Origin of the sequence: Thauera sp., assembly GCF_035444905.1 — a bacterium.
GTDB lineage: Bacteria > Pseudomonadota > Gammaproteobacteria > Burkholderiales > Rhodocyclaceae > Thauera.
Map to the genome: position 1 here is coordinate 11,431 of NZ_DAOMPS010000013.1, position 14,268 is coordinate 25,698.

At 65.5% G+C, this 14,268-nt stretch carries 21 protein-coding genes and 1 pseudogene; 4 read left to right on the top strand and 18 right to left on the bottom strand.

The window, feature by feature from the left end; all coding sequences use genetic code 11:
• Nucleotides 1-173: 173 nt before the first annotated feature.
• From PLC66_RS08060 to PLC66_RS08075, 4 genes are read left to right on the top strand one after another with little or no spacing between them, the layout of a single operon-like run.
• Nucleotides 174-650 carry a hypothetical protein gene (locus tag PLC66_RS08060; RefSeq protein ID WP_324539173.1) on the top strand — a complete coding sequence of 159 codons (477 nt, stop codon included), beginning with the start codon at nt 174-176 and terminating at the stop codon, nt 648-650.
• On the top strand, nt 643-846 hold the full coding sequence (locus tag PLC66_RS08065) for a hypothetical protein (protein ID WP_324539174.1): 204 nt from the start codon (nt 643-645) through the stop codon (nt 844-846). Before PLC66_RS08060 ends, PLC66_RS08065 begins: the two co-directional genes overlap by 8 nt.
• Nucleotides 843-1,868, top strand: coding sequence for a TIR domain-containing protein (locus PLC66_RS08070; RefSeq protein ID WP_324539176.1), 1,026 nt, complete (start codon nt 843-845; stop codon nt 1,866-1,868). The genes PLC66_RS08065 and PLC66_RS08070 overlap by 4 nt, the downstream gene beginning before the upstream one ends.
• The gene (locus PLC66_RS08075) at nt 1,865-2,938 is read left to right on the top strand and encodes a hypothetical protein (protein WP_324539178.1); all 1,074 of its coding nucleotides are present in this window, start codon (nt 1,865-1,867) and stop codon (nt 2,936-2,938) included. Before PLC66_RS08070 ends, PLC66_RS08075 begins: the two co-directional genes overlap by 4 nt.
• 33 nt (nt 2,939-2,971) lie before the next feature.
• On the opposite strand, the gene PLC66_RS08080 is transcribed toward PLC66_RS08075, so the two are convergent.
• The 18 genes and pseudogenes from PLC66_RS08080 to PLC66_RS08165 form a co-directional block, all read right to left on the bottom strand.
• Complete coding sequence (locus PLC66_RS08080) at nt 2,972-3,493, bottom strand: YgjP-like metallopeptidase domain-containing protein (RefSeq protein WP_324539180.1); 522 nt, start codon at nt 3,491-3,493, stop codon at nt 2,972-2,974.
• Nucleotides 3,490-3,942: a gamma-glutamylcyclotransferase family protein gene (locus tag PLC66_RS08085; protein WP_324539182.1), complete on the bottom strand. Its 453-nt coding sequence runs from the start codon at nt 3,940-3,942 to the stop codon at nt 3,490-3,492. Before PLC66_RS08085 ends, PLC66_RS08080 begins: the two co-directional genes overlap by 4 nt.
• Before the next feature lie 33 nt (nt 3,943-3,975).
• Nucleotides 3,976-4,836 carry an alpha/beta fold hydrolase gene (locus PLC66_RS08090; protein WP_324539184.1) on the bottom strand — a complete coding sequence of 287 codons (861 nt, stop codon included), beginning with the start codon at nt 4,834-4,836 and terminating at the stop codon, nt 3,976-3,978.
• Nucleotides 4,837-4,898: 62 nt separating this feature from the next.
• Entirely contained in the window at nt 4,899-5,531 is a 633-nt protein-coding gene (locus PLC66_RS08095) for an RluA family pseudouridine synthase (RefSeq protein ID WP_324539186.1), read from the bottom strand.
• 38 nt (nt 5,532-5,569) lie between these two features.
• Nucleotides 5,570-5,833: a Txe/YoeB family addiction module toxin gene (locus PLC66_RS08100; protein ID WP_324539188.1), complete on the bottom strand. Its 264-nt coding sequence runs from the start codon at nt 5,831-5,833 to the stop codon at nt 5,570-5,572.
• Nucleotides 5,830-6,072, bottom strand: coding sequence for a type II toxin-antitoxin system Phd/YefM family antitoxin (locus PLC66_RS08105; protein WP_324539190.1), 243 nt, complete (start codon nt 6,070-6,072; stop codon nt 5,830-5,832). The genes PLC66_RS08100 and PLC66_RS08105 overlap by 4 nt, the downstream gene beginning before the upstream one ends.
• Before the next feature lie 131 nt (nt 6,073-6,203).
• Nucleotides 6,204-7,259, bottom strand: a complete 1,056-nt coding sequence (locus PLC66_RS08110; RefSeq protein ID WP_324539192.1) for a nuclease-related domain-containing protein — start codon at nt 7,257-7,259, stop codon at nt 6,204-6,206.
• Nucleotides 7,260-7,408: 149 nt separating this feature from the next.
• Nucleotides 7,409-7,978, bottom strand: coding sequence for a DUF4276 family protein (locus PLC66_RS08115; protein ID WP_324539194.1), 570 nt, complete (start codon nt 7,976-7,978; stop codon nt 7,409-7,411).
• 11 nt (nt 7,979-7,989) lie between these two features.
• A complete protein-coding gene (locus PLC66_RS08120) occupies nt 7,990-9,180 on the bottom strand; it encodes an AAA family ATPase (protein ID WP_324539196.1) in 1,191 nt (396 codons plus the stop codon).
• The gene (locus tag PLC66_RS08125; RefSeq protein WP_324539198.1) at nt 9,177-9,467 is read right to left on the bottom strand and encodes a hypothetical protein; all 291 of its coding nucleotides are present in this window, start codon (nt 9,465-9,467) and stop codon (nt 9,177-9,179) included. The genes PLC66_RS08120 and PLC66_RS08125 overlap by 4 nt, the downstream gene beginning before the upstream one ends.
• A gap of 125 nt (nt 9,468-9,592) precedes the next feature.
• Nucleotides 9,593-10,291, bottom strand: coding sequence for an RraA family protein (locus PLC66_RS08130; RefSeq protein WP_324539200.1), 699 nt, complete (start codon nt 10,289-10,291; stop codon nt 9,593-9,595).
• A 334-nt stretch (nt 10,292-10,625) separates the two neighbouring features.
• Nucleotides 10,626-10,844, bottom strand: coding sequence for a Wadjet anti-phage system protein JetD domain-containing protein (locus PLC66_RS08135; protein ID WP_324539330.1), 219 nt, complete (start codon nt 10,842-10,844; stop codon nt 10,626-10,628).
• A pseudogene (locus tag PLC66_RS08140) lies at nt 10,844-11,005 on the bottom strand (DUF3375 family protein); the annotation flags it as partial. The pseudogene PLC66_RS08140 and the gene PLC66_RS08135, both read right to left, overlap by 1 nt.
• Nucleotides 11,006-11,008: 3 nt before the next feature.
• Complete coding sequence (locus PLC66_RS08145) at nt 11,009-11,287, bottom strand: type II toxin-antitoxin system RelE/ParE family toxin (RefSeq protein WP_324539202.1); 279 nt, start codon at nt 11,285-11,287, stop codon at nt 11,009-11,011.
• Entirely contained in the window at nt 11,287-11,556 is a 270-nt protein-coding gene (locus PLC66_RS08150; RefSeq protein WP_324539204.1) for a CopG family ribbon-helix-helix protein, read from the bottom strand. The genes PLC66_RS08145 and PLC66_RS08150 overlap by 1 nt, the downstream gene beginning before the upstream one ends.
• 427 nt (nt 11,557-11,983) lie before the next feature.
• Nucleotides 11,984-12,556, bottom strand: a complete 573-nt coding sequence (locus PLC66_RS08155) for an antibiotic biosynthesis monooxygenase (RefSeq protein WP_324539206.1) — start codon at nt 12,554-12,556, stop codon at nt 11,984-11,986.
• A gap of 92 nt (nt 12,557-12,648) precedes the next feature.
• Nucleotides 12,649-13,275 carry an isochorismate family cysteine hydrolase YcaC gene (gene ycaC, locus PLC66_RS08160; RefSeq protein WP_324539208.1) on the bottom strand — a complete coding sequence of 209 codons (627 nt, stop codon included), beginning with the start codon at nt 13,273-13,275 and terminating at the stop codon, nt 12,649-12,651.
• Nucleotides 13,276-13,380: 105 nt separating this feature from the next.
• Nucleotides 13,381-14,262: a pirin family protein gene (locus PLC66_RS08165; protein WP_324539210.1), complete on the bottom strand. Its 882-nt coding sequence runs from the start codon at nt 14,260-14,262 to the stop codon at nt 13,381-13,383.
• Between the last annotated feature and the right edge of the window lie 6 nt (nt 14,263-14,268).

Genomic DNA, 14,268 nt, shown 5'->3' on the forward strand with positions numbered 1-14,268 from the left:
GCAAGGGCGACGGTGGCACGCCTGCAGCGTCCGTCGCCCTTGCCGCGACGCCCCGGTGAGGACCGTTGACGCGGTTCGGGGCGGGCGGACGCGCCACTGCTATCTATACTGGACTTGAAGCACGGGGGCGCGCCGGCCGTCGAGCGCGGCGGCGCGGCGCGGAGGGGACAGCAATGAAGTGGAAATACCTCCTGGGCGAGTGGGGATTAGCGAAGCTTAAGCTCGAGGGTGGTTTCGTCGACGCGGAATTCGCGCCCCACGAGGCTGACCGCAACGCAGCTTGGGAGCTCTACATCGAGCTCGCGACGCGCATCAGCACCCAGCCGCTGCCGCCCGGCCAGGGCGTGGAGGCAAGCGCGCTGGAGAGCCTGCATTCGCTGTTCGCCAGCGCGCGCGACATCATGAAGCGCTACGGGCGCGACGCGCAGGCCTTCACCCGTATCGGCATCGCGGTGCTGAACCACATCCTGCGACCCTTCCTGACGCGCTGGCACCCGCAGTTCGCCGACACGACGACGCCGGACGAGGCCTCGCTGGCACTGTTCAGGCAGGATCTGGAGGCGGTGCGGCGGGACATGCTGGCGTATGCCTGCGTGCTCGCGGCGATCGCCGACGTCGCGCCGATGGCTGGTGAGGAGGAGTATGAGTAGTCTGATCCCGGAAATGTACGTGCTGTGGCATCCGCGCTGCGAAGCGGGCGAGGCACTGGCGACGCGGATCTACGGCTGGCTGCGGCCGGGCAACGGCCTGGGGCCGCAGGTCTTCTACCGCCGCTGCCGGGCGAGCAGCGCACGTCGTCGGCTAGCCCCCCGGCACCGGCGACCGGCAGTAACCTGCAGGTGGTGATCCTGCTGATCGACGCCTTCATGATCGCCGACCCCGCCTGGCGCCACTGGATCGGCCAGCTCGCCCGCGAGCAGACCGGGGCGAGCCGCGTCTGCCTGCCAGTCGCGCTGGATGCCACCGCCTACAACGGGCCAGTGGCGCTGCACGCGCTCAACTTCCTGCGGCCGACGGGCGTGCCGACCAGCGGCACCGCACAGCCCTGGGCCGACGAGGTGCTCGAGACCGTGAGCCGATCGCTGCTCAAGCAGCTCACCGAGACCCTGTGCGACCTGCTTCTGCGGCCGGACGACGTGCCGGCGGGGCTGGCGGCCGGTCCGGCGCGTGACCTTGCGCGTCCCAAGGTCAAGATCTTCCTGAGCCATGCAAAAAGGGACGGCACTGCTCCGGCGCGCAGCATCCGCGACTACATCTACAGCCAAACCCAGCTCGCCGCGTTTTACGACGAGAACGACATTCCATACGGCTCGAGTTTCAGCCATGTGCTCGAGAGCAATGTGTCGGGCCCGACGCAAAGTGCGGCCCTGATCGCGATACGCAGCGCGGAATATGCGCGCCGCCCCTGGTGCCGGCGCGAGTTCTCGCTCTTTCGGCGGCCGCTGAAGCTGCCCGCCCGCGGGCGAAAGGCTGAACGCTGGCTGCTCAATCCGACCTTGGTGGTGGACGCGCTGGCCGGCGGCACCCACACGCCGGGCATGCCGGAGCTGGGCAACACCGCCTCGATCCGCTGGTCGGAAGGCGTCCCTGCCCAGGAGGAGCAGATTGTCACCACGGTGCTGCGCGACGTGTTGCTCGCCGCCTTCCATCGCACCCTGGGCGAGACCGTTCCCGACGAACGTAACCATGTCGTCCTCAACTGGCTGCCCGACCCGACCTCGCTGCTGCATATCCCGCGCGTCCGGCGAGCAAGGCCTGGGCTTCAGGTGTATTACCCCGGCCGCGGCCTGACCGGGCTGGAGCTCGACACGCTGACCGACTACTTTCCCGAGGTCGAATTCTTCAGCTTCGATCGGATGAGCTCATGAACCTCCTTATGAAGGCCGCACGCTATCGTTCGCGCGACAGCGCCCGTCGCCTGATAGCGCTGTCTCTGTCCTACGAGCGTGCGCCGCTGCTGTCCCGCGGCTTCGGGCTGGAACATCTGCGCGAACTGCTCGTGTTGCTCGCCCGGCCGCTGCTGCGCCAGGGCGCCAGCCTCGCCTATGGCGGGCGATTGCAGGAGCGCAGCGACAACTTCACCTACGACCTGTTGCGGCTGGTCAGTGCTGAACAGGACGAGGCGGCCGAGCGCGAGCAGGCGGGCAATGCCGACGAAGATGGGCTGCCGATCGGCCGGCTCTACAACTACAGCGCGTGGCCGCATTATCTGCGCATCACGCCGGTGATCGAGGCGCGCTGGATCAACAGTTGCCGCATCATCCGCATCGACCAGGCGATGGCGGGCATCGCCTTCGATGCGTTGATCCCGGACGGCGATTTCGACCCCGAGCATGACGTGACGCATGCCCCGCACCGGGTGCCGCTCAACAGCGCGATCTGCCTAAGCGCGATGCGCCGCATGGCGATGGACGGGCTGGCACTGAGCAGCCCGGACGTACCGCGCACGGAATGGGTCCCGCCGGTGTCGGTGCGCATCGTGCTCGGCGGCAGGATGTCAGGCTACAGCGGCTTCCTACCGGGGATTTTCGAGGAGGTGCTGCTGACGCTCGAGCGCGGCATCCCCCTCTACCTGCTGGGCGGCTTCGGCGGTGCTGCAGAGGTGATCGCCAATGCGCTGCTCGCGCCGCCGGGCACGCCGCTGCCCGAGACGCTCCACGCTGACTGGCACCTCGCCCACGCGCCCCACCTCCAAGCGATCAGGAAACTGCAAGGCCCACAGCCGCTGCCCTTCGGCATCCTCGACACCGAGACCGGGCTGGCGCGGCTCAGGGTGGCGATCGAGAACGCCCGGGGCGGCCTTCCTCACGCCCTGCAGACCGGCCTTGACGACATCGAGACCCGGGCGCTGCTGGAAACGCGCGACATGCGCCGCGCGGCAGCGCTGGTGCACAAGGGGCTGATCGAGAACAAGCAGTTCGTTCAGCTGGCTGCCTGAGGACCACGCGCACGACTTTGTGCGATCTCTGGGCTAGGCCCCCCACAGCGCCGCGCCGCCGGCGTCGCGATAGCTGAGGTAGGCGCGCAGATCGAACTCGACCTGGTGGTAATCCGGCGCCATGTGCAGGCAGAGCTGGTAGAAGGCCTTGTCGTGCTCGCGCACTCGCAGGTGGGCCAGCTCGTGGACGACGATCATGCGCAGGAAGGCTTCCGGCACGTTGCGGAACAGCGTGGCGATGCGGATCTCGCGCTTGGCCTGCAGGCGCGACCCCTGCACGCGCGAGATCGCGGTGTGGGTGCCGAGCGCGTTGCGGATCACGTGCAGCGTGTTGTCGAAGCGCACCTTGCCGAGCGGCGGCGCGCTGCGCAGGTGGGCGGCCTTGAGCGCCTGCACGTAGTCGTAGAGGGCATTGTCCGAGCGCACCGCATGGGCATCGGGGTAGCGCGCGCGCAGGGCGGCGGCGAAGCGCCCCTGCTCGATCACGCTCGTCACCTGGTGCACGAGCGCGGGCGGGTAGCCGGCGAGGTAGGCGGGTGTGCGGCGGGTGGTCATCGCGCCGGCAGGGTGTCGAAGCCCACGTAGTCGGACACGAAGCGCGCCTTTCCTTCGCGCAGGAAGTGCGCGAAGTCCCAGTCGGCGGGCGCGAGGCGGTGGGCGAAGCGGGGGCGGAAGACGTAGGTCCAGGCGCGTATGCGCGCGCCGTCGTCCGCTACGACGTCGACGAGGCGGCGCTCGTATTCCTCGCCCTCGAAGGCATCCAGGCGCGGCCAGGCCGAGTCCGGCAGGTCGAGGTAGAGCACGCCCTGCACACGATGATCGGCGTTGGGCACCATGCCGGGATAGGCCACGCCGACCACTGCATGGCGGCGATGACCCCGGAGCGTGGCGGGGCGGTGATCGGCGCGGGCGCCGCAGACGGCGGCCATGATGTCCTCGCACATCAGCGAGCCGTAGGTGAAGCAGGCGGTGGGGGCGTGGGGATCGGTGTCGGTGCGGTTCATGGCTGGGTGGGCACTGCGATGGTGCGCGTGAGATCAGGCGCGCAGGAAGGCCAGCAGGTCGGCAAGCAGCTCCGCAGGCGCCTCCTCGGGGATGAAATGGCCGCAGGGCAGCGGATGCCCGCTCACCTGGTCGGCTTTTTCCCGCCAGGTCGCAAGCACGTCGAAGAGGTCGTGCATCTTGCCGAACTCGCCCCAGATGGCGAGCAGCGGGCAGCGTACGCGCAGGGCGAGATCGCGCGTGTCGTCCTCGAAGTCGCGGCTTGCCGCGGCGCGGTAGTCCTCGAGCGTGGCGCGGATCGTGCCGGGCAGGGTGAAGGCGCGAAGGTATTCCTGGATCAACGGCTCTTCGATCGCGCCCATGCGGTAGGACAGCGCGCGGAACACGTGGCGCAGGAAGGCCTCGGGCGCGGCGGAGATCATGAGTTCGGGCAGGTCGGGCGCCTGGAAAAAGAACCAGTGCCAGTAGGCGGCGGCGAGGTGGCGCTCGGTCTGCGAGAACACGGTGTGGGTGGGCACGATGTCGAGCACGCACAGCCGGGTGACGGCCTCGGGGTAGTCCAGCGCCTGGCGGTGGCCGACGCGGCCGCCGCGATCGTGGCCGATCAGCGCGTACCGTTCATGCCCCAGCGCGCGCATCACCTCGTGCATGTCGCGCGCCATGGTCTTCTTGTCGTAGCCGTCGCGCGGCTTGTCGCTGTCGCCATAGCCGCGCAGGTCGGGGCAGACGACGGTGTAGTGCGCGGCCAGGCGCGGCGCGATTTTGTGCCACATCTGCGCGGTCTGCGGCCAGCCGTGGAGCAGCAGCACCGGCGCGCCGTCGCCGCCGACCCAGAGGTTGATGCGGATGCCGTTCGCCTTGAGGGTGCGGCGCTCGAGGCCGGTCATGAAGTCCATTTGGCGCTCCTTCGAGGTGGGGGTGGACGCGTGCCGCGATCCGGTGTGGCTGGGCCGTGCTCTCAGAACGGTACCGGACTTTCGCGCTGCAGGGGCACCCGGGTGCGGGGGTGGATGAAGGCGATGCGGCGGGCGTGAAGGTGCATGCGCGTGCAGCGTGCGGCGGCGTCCGCCGGTGCGTAGAGCGGATCGCCCAGGATCGGGTGGCCGAGCGCGAGCAGATGCACGCGCAACTGGTGGGCGCGACCGGTCACCGGCTTGAGCGCCACGCGCGTGCAGGCCTCGGCGCCCTCGCCCAGGCGCGCCAGCACCTGGTAGCGCGTGAGCGCGCGCCGGCCGTGCACCGGGTCGACGATCTGGCGCGGACGGTGGGCGGCGTCCTCGGCGAGCGGCAGGTCGATCTCGCCCTCATCCTGCGCCAGGTGCCCGTGCACCACCGCGACGTATTCCTTGCCCACCGTGCGCTGCTCGAAGGCGAGGCTGAGGCGTCGCAGCATCTCGAGGCCGCGCGCGAACAACACCAGGCCGGAAGTGGCGGCGTCCAGGCGATGGACTATGAAGGCGTCCGGTTGCAGGGCCTGAACGCGCGTGGCGAGGCAGTCCTGGCGGTCGGTGCCGCGGGCGGGCACGGAGAGCAGGCCGGCGGGTTTGTCGACGATGAGCAGGTCGTCGTCGAGATGGACGAGGGTGGGCATGGTGAGGCAGGTCGGAGAGAGGGCAGCAGGCAGCGCTCCTAATCGTAGTGCGACCACATCCTTAGGACCCGAACCACGCGCTCTTCGGCGAAGACCTCATAGACGAGGCGGTGCTGGATGTTGATGCGCCGCGAGTAAGCCCCGGCAAGATCGCCCACGAGCTTCTCGTAGGGCGGGGGCTTGTGGAAGGGATCATCTGCCAGGATCGCGAGCAAGTCCTGGGCCTTTGACTTCAGGCCGGCCGCCGCCAGCTTCTTCGCGTCTTTCTGGGCGTGCTTCGAGAACACGAGCTGCCAGCTCACCAGTCAAGCTCCCGGGTGCTCTCGTCAAGCGGCTCGGCCATGCTCTCCTTGATGGATTCGCGCATCCCCGGAATGGAAAGCAGGTAAAGCGTCTCCTGGATGGACTGCCAGTCCTCCGCGGAGAGCAGGACGGCGCTGGTGCGCTTGCCCGTGATGTGGATTGGCTGATGGGACTCCGCGGTCTGATCGATGAGGCGGTAGAGGTTGGCCCGTGCTTCGGACGCGGTCAGCGTGGTCATGGCTGGTCTCCTTCGATGGGGAAAACGTACGCGCTTGCGTACGTACCGTCAAGTCTGGAGTTCGTCTTGCTTGCGCCGAGATTCATCGTGGCAAGGTGGCCGGAACGTAGGGCAGCCCAGGGCCCGCCTCGTCACACCGCCAGATCCGCCGGCCACAGGAAGTAGGGCCCGAACTTCGGGCTCATGCGGAACTCTCCGCCCGCCGCCTTGCCTGCTGCGGTGATGTAGGTCTTGCCCTCGCGCAGTTCCAGCAGGCCGTGGGCGACCAAGCGCTCGGTCAGCTCGGGTGTCTTGAGGTTCAACGCCTTGGCGAGCTTGGAAGTGGTCAGTTTGCTGGAGCTTGCGGTGGTTTCGCCTGTGGCCTCTGCAACGACCTGTTCCGTTTCGGGCGTGGGAGGTGGCGTGGGGGACTCGGTCGGCTCGAGCGGCGCTAGTGTGGTAGCAGGCGGAAGTGAGGCTGGACGCAGCATCTCCTCGCTGATGCCGAACTTCGCCCGGTAATCCGGCGTGATCGGCCGGTGCAGTGTGATGAGCTGGCGGGCGATGGCAGTCAGGGTCTCCACGCTGACGACCTTGGCCATCATCAGCGGCGATCCCGAGTCGATGTTCTTGGTGATCCAGCGCTCCAGTTGGTCAGACTTGAGGACGCGGCGCGTATCGAACTTGTCCGGTCGGCCGATGCGTGCATTCTTCGACACCAGCACCAGTGACTCGAAGCTTGGCTGAAGCCGGATGCCCAGGCGTGTGGGCATGTCGAGTGTCTTGAAGACGTCCTGCAGCACCGCGATGTGGCGTTCGTTCTGCTCCAGCGGCGAGGGGATGCCGCGCGGCTTACCGGCGAACCAGATCGAGAACTCGCCCTGCTCGTTGATCGATACGCCCTCACTGAAGTGCTTGGTCTCGAGCACATAGACTTCGAGCAGGCGGTTGAGAATCAGATGGTCGATCTGGGCGACCCGGCCGTTGTACTCGATGTGCAGATCGTGGATGACGATGCGATTCTTGCTCGCGCCGCTGTAGAAATCGATGTCGTAGGCGGATTCGCGCTCACCCTTGATGCCGGCGCGGAAGATCTTCAGTTCCCGCTCGATTTGTGTTCGTGTGGCCGCTGGGATGCCTGGCGTGGCGAGATAAGCCTCGAGCTCGGCGAGTTGCGCGTCTTTGCTGTCGATTTCTTTCAGGATCATGAGTCTGGAGGGCGGGATTCTCCCATCGGTCGACCGGCGGAATGTTCCCTGCATTGGAGGCAATGCACATGTTATCGGGGTGACGGGTGGGCGACTGTGACGTGTTCCTCCTTGCCGAGCTTGTCCATCTGCTTCGAACAAAGACGGACTCACACTGCTTCCTGCAGTAGTTCGTCTTCGCAACGCCGGATGGCTGCGATGAGATTGCGAAAGCTCGCGGAGCGGGCATTGTCGAGTTGCAGGTGTTTGCCGATTTCCCGAGAGCCCGCGACTTTTTCGTAGCGATTGCGTGTCAAGGTCTTCAACTCTCGGCTGGGGCTGCCGAGTCCGTCCGGGGATCGAAACTTCCTGCTGTTCTGATGCCGACTCAATCCGTCGATCTTAAGGGCTTGTTCGACGGCCTGCAGGTCGGCCAGGTAGAAAGTTTCGAGCTCTCGGCAAGCAATGCGCACAAGGCATCGCGCAAATTTTCCGGACTTCTCGCATAGATCGAGCAAACCTTGCTTCACCGCGGTGCAGTCGGGGTGGCTGTCCTGGTCGCGCAGTACGATGAAGCGCGCGCGTTCGTTCTGGTACCCCCGAATGCGGCGAGTCAGTTGCTTCTCCAGATCCTGCTTGCCTTCGAACGGAATGCAGCGGAAGCGGGTGTCTTCCTTCAGCATCCGTGGGAGCAGGGATTCCAGCATGGCTTTGGCCGACGGCTCTTCCAGCAGAAACACGAGCTCCCTCATCACGGATCGACCCCGTCGAAGAAGCCCTGCTTCCACAGGTAGCCGAGTTGATCACCTTCAGCGACGTAAGCGGCAATTTGTGCATTGTCGCGCGCTCGGTGAATCTCGGAGTAGCCCTGTTTCTTGACCAGCCAATACACCTCGTCGAGTTCGATGGCGTTCAGGAAATCCGGCGAATGAGTGGATACGAACACCTGTCCGCCACGATTGGCGTAGCTCCGGAATTCCTCTGCGAGTTCAGGCATCAACTGCGGGTAAAGCTGGTTCTCCGGTTCTTCCACACACAACAAGGGGTGCGGCTTCGGATCGTGCAGCAGCACCAGATACGCGAACATCTTGATGGTGCCGTCGGATACATAGCGGTCGAGGAAAGGTGTCTTGAACGAGCCATCCTGAAAACGCAGCGTGAGGTAGCCATCATCCATCAGCTTGGGTTCGACCGAAGTCACGCCGGGGACCCGTTTGGTCATCGTCGCAAGGATTCTGCTGAAGATATCGGCGTGCTGCTCATGTAGATAACGAGCCACCAAGGGTAGATTTTCGCCGGTCTCCGACAGGTGCTCCATTGCCCCCGAGGCGTCCTTGCGTCCTCGTGCTGCACTGATGTGGAAATCGGAAACGTGCCAGTTCTCGATCAGGCTGCGGAAGGCATTGGCGGCTTTGAAACGCTCGAATTGCCCGAGACCTTTGATCGCAAGGGTGTCCGGCGCAACCCGTTGGGTTTCGCGGTCGAGTTCCTCGTCGGTCTTGTTGAAGTCTTCCTCGTTGGTGATCGCGTAGCCTTCGCCCTCGGCAAAACTGAGGAAGTGGTAGGGACTTCCGTAGCGGCCGCGCTTGTAACGCAGCAGCTCCTTGCAGACCACCGGCAGCCCTTGGCGCTCGCCGATTTCCAACGAGTACGTCACCAGCCGCTCGACGCCAGTGATCTCCATGCGGTACTGCAACTCGATGAGGATCGTGTCCTTCTTCGGATCGCAACCGCGGCTCAGCACTTCGCCGAAGCGGCCGCGCTTGTCGAGCGCTTGTCGGACATTGCCTTTCAGGCAGTCGTGCAGGAAGCCGAACACGTCGAACAACGTCGATTTCCCTGACCCGTTTGCACCGACCACCACCAGAAAGGCTGGAATGTCCTTCAGGTGTACATCGCGGAAGGCCTTGAAGTTCTTGAGACGGATGGATTCGATTTTCATGAACGGACCTTGGATGGACTGCGGCGGTTAGCGACGGCGTAGCGCGCGGTCTGGGATTCGACGGTGGTGATGTGGTCGCCCGCTTCGTCGCGCTTGGCCTCGATGACGCCAACCGGCTGGCGTTCGACGAACAGCAGGTAATCGGCCGGGCCGCTGTCGGTGGGGTATTCGCGCACTGCAACGCCCCGGGCGGCGCCGAGGTTCAGTTGCTGCATGCCTTGCACGGCCCAGCTGGCCTGCTCAAGGCGGGCGTCGATGCGGCTGCGGGCTTTGGCTTCGGGCGTCATGAGCAGTGGGGTGGCAGGACAAACAGATTGGACTTTAACGCGAACGCCTGCGCTTTCCCCAAAGTTGACGCAATAGCGCCCGCTGCAAGCGGGTGGCTTGCGCCTGGGATCGACAACTGCCGGCTTCAGTCTCGCTTCAAGGCCTTGTTCTGGTACGAGAACGTGCTGCGAAAGATCGCATCGACGTCCACCAGTTCGCCGATCGTCGCCCCCGCCTTGAGCTTCTGTTGGACGAGCTGCTCGGTTCCCAGCAAATGCAGGGCCTTCGAGAGAGTGTCGCCCGAGTCGGCCAGCGGCACGACCACCACGCCGTTGCCATCCGCAACCACGACGTCGCCGGGCGAAACCGCCACCCCTGCGCACTGGACCGGCACGTTGACCTCGCCGTAGCCGGCGATGGCGCCGACGTTGGGCACGATGCCCTTGCTGAACACCGGGAACCGGAGCTTGCGGATCTCCTCGACGTCACGGCAGGCGCCGTCGATCACCGCCGCGACCACGCCGCGATTGAGCGCGGACAGGGTCATGTTCTCGCCCCAGAAGGCGGTATTCACCGATCCGTGGGCGTCGATCACCACGACGTCGCCGGGCTGGCTCAGGTCGATCGCCTTGAAGGCGGCGGCCAGGTCGGACGCGAGCGTCTTCACGGTGACCGCGGTGCCGACGAAGCGGATGCCGTCGAACAGGGGTTTCATGTCGGCGGTCATCGCATTGAAGCGGCCCATGCAGTCCGACAGCGCGCAGGTGATCGAGTCGTGCGAAAGCAGGCTCCTGAAGCCCGCCACGATATCGGCAGGCGGGCGTTGGATGGTTTTGTTGATCATCGGGCGCCTCCTGGTTTCTCTCGCAGGATAGCTCACCGTGCCGCAGTTGGGCCTTTGGTGCCGGGTGTCGACAACTTCCGTGAGCCGGCGGCGCGGGGTGTTGTGGGCGACGGCTTCCGGGAAGCCACCGGCGAGCAGGGTGTCGATGAAGAAGTCGCGCCCGCAGGGCGGCAATGGATGGGGCGCCGAGATCGCCGTCGAAGAGCCATTCGGGGGCGATTGCGTTGCGGGTCGCCGGCACGCTCGGCGCACGACAGCGGCGTGAGCGGCACGATCTCCGTGCACCTGGCGATCGAATCGGCCAGCGCCGGCAGCAGCATGATTTGGATGAAAATCAACCACCAGATGGCTGAAAATCACCCGCTGACTGGACGACTTTCAGCGCCTTCTCCTGCCAGGCGAAGCCGATGTGCTCCCGCTTCAGGCGCAGCAACGGGCGGATGCGATGGTCGCGCAGCTCCTCGTACGGGCTGCACTCGTCGGCGGTGAGGCGGGAGACGTCGGCCGTGCGCGGGCTGTCTTCCCGGCCCCACAGCGCCTCATGTGCGAGCAGGGTGGCGCGGCGAGGTCCGCCGCCGGCATGCCGCGCACGTTGGGGGTGACGAAGACCCGATGCAGGAAGCTTGCCACCAGCGGCGCATGGTCCGAGCGCAGTAGGCGCCAGGCGGGGTGGTGGCTGCGCAGGGCGTCGAGGGTGGCGAACTCGAGGGGCATGGCTCAGGCGCTGTCCTCTCGGGTGTGCCACAGCCGCAGGACGTAGATGACCGAGTCGCGGATCTCGTAGCGCACCTCATACTGCGCGACCAGGATCCGCCGGACCTCACGCGGCGCGAACTGGAAAAGCTGTTCGCCGATGCGCGGGTTGCTCAGCAGGATGGTCGGGGCCTTGGTCAGCGCCTGTACCGCCTTTGCGGCGGCCTGCCTGTTCACCGGCGCCAGGAACTCATGCAGGCGCGCCAGATCGGCGAGCGCCTTGCTGGTCCATCTCAGCTCCATCAGCGTGGCAGCGGCAGCGGCTGGTCGCTGCCCAGGCTGTCGGCCCAGGCCTGCACCGCGAGATGGTCGACGACGAGACCGGCGTCCACATCGGCGAGCGCCTCCTGGGTCAGGCGATCGCGCTCCTCTTCCTGGGCGATCCAGGCGGAGAGCGCTTGCTTCATGATCCAGCCGCGCGAGCGCTCCAGCCTCGCGGCCATCTGATCGACCTTCTCGGCGAGCGGGAGCGGCACGTGAGCGGTGAACACTTTGGTTGCGGCTTGCGTCATTCTGAGCCTCAACAATTGGAAGCTGGCGTCTGGAGGCCCTCCAGTGCCGTGCTGTCTATTCAGTTTGATCCTGAAAAAATCATAGTGATTGAAACTGAATCAGGCAAGAAATTGTAGCGGAGGGCATAAACTGGCAAACAGCCCCCCTTGATCTACAGGCGTCCCACCCAGTTTGCTCTTCAATTATTGGCAGAGATGTCGGCATAAATTGGCAAGCTGAATTCTTGGACAGATCAAGTGAAGAAAAGTGTTTAAAAATACACAGTTATGGGTATATCTGAGAGGGTCGAGATTGCAAGCCGTTCCGTTGGCGCGACCGATGGCGCGTATCGCGTCACCGCAGGGCGGTCGGTACACGAGCGTCGCAGCTTGTGCGACTGGGAGCGAACTCTTCGGGCCGCGTTCCTGCTAAGCCGGATATTGCAAATCAACGGTACAGCCACTTTGCCACCAGCCGGGTGTAGTGGGGCATGATCGCGAACACCATCAGGAACACGATCGCTGCCGCGACGAGCAGCTTGCCGAGCAGGAAACCGCCCGGCCCGTCGAGCAGCCGCAGCAGCGGGCCGAGCACCCAGGGTACGACGATGGTGAGCGGGAAGATCGCCGACAGCGTGAGCAGGAACTGCTTGTGGCGCTTGGGCGGGGTGACGGTGGACGGTTGCGCGAACCAGAAGTCGAGCCCGGTGCGGATCACGTAGCGGTCGCCCTTCTCCAGCGCGGGCTCGATGCGCTGCAGGAACTCGCGCCGCACGTCCGACTCGATCCAGGCCTTGAGCTGCTCGACCCCCGCGAAGCGGATGATGACGGTGTAGCCATCGTCCTCGCACGCCGGGCGCACCACGTCGGTGCTGAGATAGCCGGGAAAGTGACGGCAGGCCTCACGGATCTCCAGCAGCCAGCTTTCGTAGGCCGCGCGCGCCTCGACGCGCGGATGGTGGACGATGATGCCGGTGACCGGGCCTGCAGCGGCCGCGTCCGTCTGTTCGTTGTGATCCATCGCAAACTCCTCCGTGGGATGCGGCCGGTGCGCAGCGCACGGACCGGCCGTCGGGCAGGCGGCGGCTCGGGGCCGCCGCAACGGCCCGCGCCTTACTTGCCGCTGGTGAGCGTGGTGTAGCTGGTGATGAGGTTGCGATAGTCGGGGATGTGGTTCGAGAACAGCGTGCCCAGGCCCTCGATGTCGTTGCGCCAGTCACGGTGCAGTTCGCAGGCGACCCCGAACCAGGTCATCAACTGGGCGCCGGCGGCCGACATGCGATCCCAGGCCGAGTCGCGGGTCAGTTCATTGAAGGTGCCCGAGGCGTCGGTGACCACGAAGACCTCGAAGCCTTCCTCGAGCGCGGACAGCGCCGGGAAGGCGACGCAGACCTCGGTGACGACGCCGGCGATGATGAGCTGCTTCTTGCCGGTGGCTTTGACCGCCTGGACGAAGTCCGCGTTGTCCCAGGCGTTGATCTGGCCCGGGCGGGCGATGTAGGGCGCCTCCGGAAAGGTCTCCTTCAGCTCGGGCACGAGCGGGCCGTTGGGGCCTTCTTCGAAGCTGGTGGTGAGGATGGTGGGCAGGCCGAAATACTTGGCCAGATCGGCGAGCGCGAGCACGTTGTTCTTGAAGCGGTCGGGATCGATGTCGCGCACCAGCGACAACAGGCCGGCCTGGTGATCGACCAGCAGCACGGCGGCGTTGTTCTTGTCGAGGCGGACGTAGGGCTTGCTCATGATGAAACTCCTTCTTCTCTCTCAGGGTAAATGGCCAACCAAGCGCCCCTGTCGGGACCAGCATTGGCCGACCGCGAAGGTATCCAGCAATTGCCGGGCACCGATTCAGAAGTCGTGACTCGAGGCGGAAAGGTGGCCAAAGCGGCCCGCGCTGAAATCGGCGATTGCCTGCTCGATCTCGGCCTCGGTATTCATGACGAATGGACCATAGCCGGCAACAGGTTCGTCGATCGGTTCGCCCGCGAGCAAGAGGACAGTAGCCTCATTGTTTGCCTCGATGACGACGTCGTGACCGACACGATCGAGCACCACGACCTGTGCGGCCCGCGCTATCACATCCTCATTGACGCGCACCGTGCCGTGCAGGACGGCGAGCGCAGCTGTCCAGCCGTCGGGCAGGGGGAGCTCGACCCTGCGATCGGCCTTCAAGCGCAGATCCCAGACGTGCATCGGTGTGAACGTCCGGGCGGGGCCGATGCGACCGAGGAGTTGCCCGGCGATAACCCGGGCGAGCCCGGCATCATCTGGCAGGCTGAGCTGCGGAATCGTCGCGTTCGCGATCGCTTGATAGGCGGGCGGCGCCATCTTTGCCCGTGCCGGCAGGTTCACCCACAACTGCACCATCTCAAGCGTGCCCCCGGTCCGGGCGAAGGTCTCGCCATGGTATTCCTCGTGCAGGATCCCCGCGCCGGCGGTCATCCATTGCACGTCGCCAGCCCCGATCGTGCCCCCCTTGCCGGTCGAGTCGCGGTGGGCCACTTCGCCGCGATAGACGATCGTCACGGTCTCGAACCCACGGTGGGGATGAGCGCCGACGCCGCGACGCTCAGCCCCCGCTTCGAATTCGACCGGCCCCGCATAGTCGAGCAACAGAAAGGGGCTCAAGAGCTTGCCGTGACTCCCATAGCTGAACAGTGATCGGACCGGAAAGCCATTGCCGACCCAATGCGATGTCGGTGCGCTGTAGAGCCCTGTGATGCGCTTCATGATGTT

Coding starts and splice junctions, on each gene's coding strand:
- PLC66_RS08105 (WP_324539190.1), bottom strand. CDS start 6,072: ATGACCACGCTGACCGCGTCCGAAGCACGGGCCAACCTCTACCGCCTC.
- PLC66_RS08110 (WP_324539192.1), bottom strand. CDS start 7,259: ATGATCCTGAAAGAAATCGACAGCAAAGACGCGCAACTCGCCGAGCTC.
- PLC66_RS08150 (WP_324539204.1), bottom strand. CDS start 11,556: ATGACGCAAGCCGCAACCAAAGTGTTCACCGCTCACGTGCCGCTCCCG.
- PLC66_RS08130 (WP_324539200.1), bottom strand. CDS start 10,291: ATGATCAACAAAACCATCCAACGCCCGCCTGCCGATATCGTGGCGGGC.
- PLC66_RS08060 (WP_324539173.1), top strand. CDS start 174: ATGAAGTGGAAATACCTCCTGGGCGAGTGGGGATTAGCGAAGCTTAAG.
- ycaC (WP_324539208.1), bottom strand. CDS start 13,275: ATGAGCAAGCCCTACGTCCGCCTCGACAAGAACAACGCCGCCGTGCTG.
- PLC66_RS08145 (WP_324539202.1), bottom strand. CDS start 11,287: ATGGAGCTGAGATGGACCAGCAAGGCGCTCGCCGATCTGGCGCGCCTG.
- PLC66_RS08120 (WP_324539196.1), bottom strand. CDS start 9,180: ATGAAAATCGAATCCATCCGTCTCAAGAACTTCAAGGCCTTCCGCGAT.
- PLC66_RS08075 (WP_324539178.1), top strand. CDS start 1,865: ATGAACCTCCTTATGAAGGCCGCACGCTATCGTTCGCGCGACAGCGCC.
- PLC66_RS08065 (WP_324539174.1), top strand. CDS start 643: ATGAGTAGTCTGATCCCGGAAATGTACGTGCTGTGGCATCCGCGCTGC.
- PLC66_RS08165 (WP_324539210.1), bottom strand. CDS start 14,262: ATGAAGCGCATCACAGGGCTCTACAGCGCACCGACATCGCATTGGGTC.
- PLC66_RS08085 (WP_324539182.1), bottom strand. CDS start 3,942: ATGAACCGCACCGACACCGATCCCCACGCCCCCACCGCCTGCTTCACC.
- PLC66_RS08155 (WP_324539206.1), bottom strand. CDS start 12,556: ATGGATCACAACGAACAGACGGACGCGGCCGCTGCAGGCCCGGTCACC.
- PLC66_RS08125 (WP_324539198.1), bottom strand. CDS start 9,467: ATGACGCCCGAAGCCAAAGCCCGCAGCCGCATCGACGCCCGCCTTGAG.
- PLC66_RS08080 (WP_324539180.1), bottom strand. CDS start 3,493: ATGACCACCCGCCGCACACCCGCCTACCTCGCCGGCTACCCGCCCGCG.
- PLC66_RS08095 (WP_324539186.1), bottom strand. CDS start 5,531: ATGCCCACCCTCGTCCATCTCGACGACGACCTGCTCATCGTCGACAAA.
- PLC66_RS08090 (WP_324539184.1), bottom strand. CDS start 4,836: ATGGACTTCATGACCGGCCTCGAGCGCCGCACCCTCAAGGCGAACGGC.